Genomic DNA, 4235 nt, shown 5'->3' on the forward strand with positions numbered 1-4235 from the left:
TATAGAGCGAGCTAAGAAACCAGAGAGGCTACCGGTAGTGATGGATAAGGCAGAAGTAAATCGTGTTTTATCAGTAATCTCAGGTACCTATGGGTTGATGGCAAAGCTCATTTATGGTTGTGGACTATGACTTATGGAATGTATCCGTTTGCGGGTTAAAGATATTGATTTTGCCCGGAATCAAGTGATTGTGCGAGATGGAAAAGGGATGAAGGATAGGGTAACTATGCTACCGGAAAGTTTAAAACCATTGCTATCAGAACATCTAAAACGGGTTAAGGCATTGCATGAACAAGACCTCAAGAATGGTGTTGGAGAGGTACATCTGCCTTTTGCACTGGAGCGAAAATATCTTAGTGTCGTGTTGAACAAATAACGCACGGAATTTGATTCTGGTAACTGGTGATTGGTAACTGGTAATTAAATACCGTTCGGCTGAGGTAATCGGTCAGTTATTGGTGGGAGAAAGGCATAAAGATTAAATTTCTCGCCAGGGCGCAAAGAACGCAAAGGAATAAATTGGATTACAGTTATTGTAAATTTTTAGTTGACTTAATTTTTATCGTATGGTATAATTAAATAAAATGGATAAAGTGTTAGTTGGAATTGTTATTGGTAGTGATTCTGACCTTACAGTGATGAGTCAAACCATTAAAATTTTAGAGGCTTTTAAAATTAAATATGAAATAGTTATTACCTCTGCCCATAAAACATTAGGAAAAACAATGGAATATGCCCAAAACGCTAAGGAAAAAGGTTTAGAGGTGTTAATTTGTGGTGCAGGGTTATCCGCGGCATTACCCGGGGTAGTAAGTTCTCAAACATTTCTGCCAGTAATTGGTGTTCCTGTTTCAAGCACACAGTCTGCCCTTGAAGGATTTGATGCGTTATATTCTATACTTCAGATGCCATCTGGTATTCCTGTAGCAACTATGTCTATTGGCGAATTGGGGGCAAAAAACGCCGCTCTTTTGACGATACGAATCTTAGCCCTAAAATATCCGACTCTTTATACCCAATTAAAGGAATATCAGAATAAACTAGCCACAGAATTAGATGAGAAAGATAAAAAATTGAATGAATTAGGATATGAAAAGTATTTAAGAGAGTAAAGGCTATTAAAATTAAAAGAGGGGAATACAACCCCCTAACCCCCTTTGTTAAGGGGGAATAAACTTGTTTTTCATCGGTTCCTTGGTCTATGGTCTGTAGTCTATTTTTAGGAGAAACGCTCATGCCCCTGTAGGGCACAAAGGAGGATGAAAATAGTAGGTAGGAGATAGAAGGTGGGAGGTAAGGAGATAAGCGTGAGGAGTGATGTTTTCTTTACTCTCTACTTTCTACTTCCTTATTTTCAGGAGAACATATGGCGTGTATATTTTGTAAAATCATCAACGGCGAGATACCAGCAAAAATAATTCATCAGGACGATAAAGTTATTGCCTTTGCTGATATTTCCCCGCAAGCACCAGTTCATATTTTGATTGTGCCAAAAACACATATCCCAACTATTTTGGACTTACAAGAAATAGATAAAGATTTAGTTGGACATATTTACTTGCTGGCTAAAAAATTAGCCATTGAAAATAATATTGACAAAAGTGGATTTAGAGTAGTTACAAATTGTAATAGAGATGCCGGTCAGGAAGTATTTCATATTCATTTTCACCTTTTGGGAGGTAGGAAAATGGGTGGTGTCTTAATCTAGCATAAAGGTTAAAATAGTGTATAGGGTTCTGCAAAATAGGATTTGAGGGAGACAACAAATAAATATCAAATATCAAATATCAAATATTAAATATCAAATATCAAATATTAAATATAAATATCAAAATGCAAAATTACAAATCAAATTTCAAAGAGGAAGTAACAGGGTTTCTCAAAGAGTTGGAGGAATTTAGTAATATCTTTGCTTCAAGTATTTTAACGCTGAAATGTAGTAGATAGTTGATAGTTGATAGTTGAAGGACTATAAACCATAAACTATACACTATAAACTATACACTATAAACTATAAACGAGTTTTGCATTTTGCTCTTTGGAGGAAATCCCTTTTGGACACCAAATCTGCATAGATTTCACTATTAGAGTTATTGTCAGACACTACCGGAAAATGGGATGGCCACCAGGATAGTAAAGAGTAGTCAGTAAATAGTAGTCTATTGCTCTGGTGATGATAATTTGATAGTTTAATCATCCGAAGTGAAACTCTGGTAATCAATGATGAAGTTAGCGGTGAGTGATAAAATATCTACTGTTCATTGAACATACTTTATACATATTATACATAGAAGGGAGTTGAAGAAATATGCCCGCAGGGATAAACATCCGACAGGATGAGTCTTTGGATAATGCTTTACGAAGATTTAAGCGCTCGTGCCAACAGGCAGGGATAATTACTGAAATGAAGAAACGGGAGTATTATGAAAAACCAAGCGAAAGAAGAAGAAAAATTATTGCTCGCAGAAAAAAAAGAATATAAATTTATAAGGATTTACCGGGGGATAGTATTCTCAGGATTGTTAATATTAATTCAGTTAGGGAATAATGGTGTTTTTGCCGCAGGTGATTCGTGGCCTATGTTTCAACATGACCCACAACGCTCTGCAAGAAGTAATGCTACCCAAATACACCAACCTGTCCTTAAATGGAATTATTATGTCAACAAATATATCTTTGTTCCCCCGGTAATCGACCAACAAGGAAAGATATATCTGGTAACAGAGGCAGGAGACTTACACATTGTATCTTCTTCAGGTAAAAAAGAAAAGATTATTTCCATTGGTGTTGAAATTGACTCAACACCCGCTATCTCAAAACAAGGTAATATTTATGTTGGTGTAAGTGATGGTCATATCCTGTGTTTTAATTCAAATTATGAAACTCAATGGGTGTACCCAACTCATAGTAAAATTAAAACATCCGCCATCGCAGTTAGTGACGATGAAACCATCTTTATTGGCACGGTGGATGGAAAACTTTATGCCATAAATAAAGACGGAAGCCTCAGATGGAAATATGACACAGAAAGCATCATTCAGTCTTCGCCTGCTATTAGTCAGGATGGGATAATCTATATTGGAACTAATGATGGTAATTTGCACGCAATTGCTCCTGACGGAACTTTTATCTTTAAAAAAGATGTCAAAAAATCTATCTTTTCATCACCCACAATTGATTCCGCAGGAAATGTTTATATTGGCTCTTCGGATAAAACATTATCAATTATAAGTAAAGATGGAAGCATGAATTCTATCCCACTTAATTCAACTGTTTATTCTTCACCAGTGGTATCTAAAGATGGCTCGATTTATATTGGGACAGAAGAAGGACTTTATGGAATTACTCCAAAAGGTGTCTGGACCACAAAAATAGGTCGGATTTTTAATTGTACACCAGTTATTACCTCAAATGGAACGATTTATATTGCTACTTTTGACGGTAATATCTATGCGATTGAACCAGAAAAAGGTGAAATACTCTGGAGTTATAAAATAGGTTTGGGACCTACATCTTTAGCCATAGACCAGGAAGGAACAATATATGTTGGTAGCCGTGATAGAAATTTATATGCAATTACCTCGCAAATTACTCCTATTGCTCAAAAGCCAAAAATTCCTACCCCTCAGGCGAAAGAAGAAGTAGTAGTAAAAGAGGTAAAAATTATTCCCCCTGTTTCACCAACTAATCTGATTGCAACATCAGTATCTCAAAGCGAAATAAGAATTACCTGGCAAGATAACGCCGATAATGAAATTGGATATAGAGTTTATCGTAAATTAGAAGACGAGCCAAAATGGACATTAATAAAAGAATTACCCGCTAACTCGACCTCATTTTTAGACCCGGACCTTCAAGCAGAAACCACTTATTTCTATCGAGTTGTGGCTTATAATAAAATGGGTTTTTCTCAATATTCAGTTGAATCCTCTACAACGACTAAACCTTTATTACCAACACCAACTCCGCAACCTCTAACTGAAGTAGAAGTAACTCCAGCCCCAGTTCAACCTGTGCCACCATCACAACCTCCAGTTGAGATAAAGATACCGCCAATCTTAATTCAACCTGAACCATTACCTCCACAAATTCCTCCTGTTGTTCCTGCTCCTGTGGTTGTTGTTCCTACTCCACCTATCATTCCGAAACCCACTGTTACTCCTGAACCATTACCTCCACAAATTCCTCCTGTTGTTCCTGCTCCTGTGGTTGTTGTTCCTACTCCACCTATCATT

The 4235-nt window shown here is 36.6% G+C and carries 5 protein-coding genes; all 5 read left to right on the plus strand.

The features are described from left to right. Positions 1-133: 133 nt before the first annotated feature. Positions 134-376 carry a hypothetical protein gene (locus AB1422_11055; protein MEW6619853.1) on the plus strand — a complete coding sequence of 81 codons (243 nt, stop codon included), beginning with the start codon at positions 134-136 and terminating at the stop codon, positions 374-376. Positions 377-584: 208 nt separating this feature from the next. Continuing rightward, positions 585-1112 carry a 5-(carboxyamino)imidazole ribonucleotide mutase gene (gene purE, locus AB1422_11060; protein ID MEW6619854.1) on the plus strand — a complete coding sequence of 176 codons (528 nt, stop codon included), beginning with the start codon at positions 585-587 and terminating at the stop codon, positions 1110-1112. Positions 1113-1366: 254 nt separating this feature from the next. Then, the gene (locus tag AB1422_11065; protein MEW6619855.1) at positions 1367-1708 is read left to right on the plus strand and encodes a histidine triad nucleotide-binding protein; all 342 of its coding nucleotides are present in this window, start codon (positions 1367-1369) and stop codon (positions 1706-1708) included. Positions 1709-2308: 600 nt separating this feature from the next. Continuing rightward, the gene (gene rpsU / locus AB1422_11070; protein ID MEW6619856.1) at positions 2309-2482 is read left to right on the plus strand and encodes a 30S ribosomal protein S21; all 174 of its coding nucleotides are present in this window, start codon (positions 2309-2311) and stop codon (positions 2480-2482) included. Beyond that, positions 2424-4235, plus strand: a 1812-nt coding sequence (locus AB1422_11075) for a PQQ-binding-like beta-propeller repeat protein (protein ID MEW6619857.1), incomplete at its 3' end; no start/stop codon positions are given. The genes rpsU and AB1422_11075, both read left to right, overlap by 59 nt.

It is taken from the genome of bacterium (assembly GCA_040757115.1).
In the GTDB taxonomy this organism is placed as follows: domain Bacteria; phylum UBA9089; class CG2-30-40-21; order CG2-30-40-21; family SBAY01; genus JBFLXS01.

Excerpts from the sequence above, each read along its gene's own strand:
- AB1422_11055 (MEW6619853.1), top strand. The coding sequence starts at position 134 with ATGGAATGTATCCGTTTGCGGGTTAAAGATATTGATTTTGCCCGGAAT.
- purE (MEW6619854.1), top strand. The coding sequence starts at position 585 with ATGGATAAAGTGTTAGTTGGAATTGTTATTGGTAGTGATTCTGACCTT.
- AB1422_11065 (MEW6619855.1), top strand. The coding sequence starts at position 1,367 with ATGGCGTGTATATTTTGTAAAATCATCAACGGCGAGATACCAGCAAAA.
- rpsU (MEW6619856.1), top strand. The coding sequence starts at position 2,309 with ATGCCCGCAGGGATAAACATCCGACAGGATGAGTCTTTGGATAATGCT.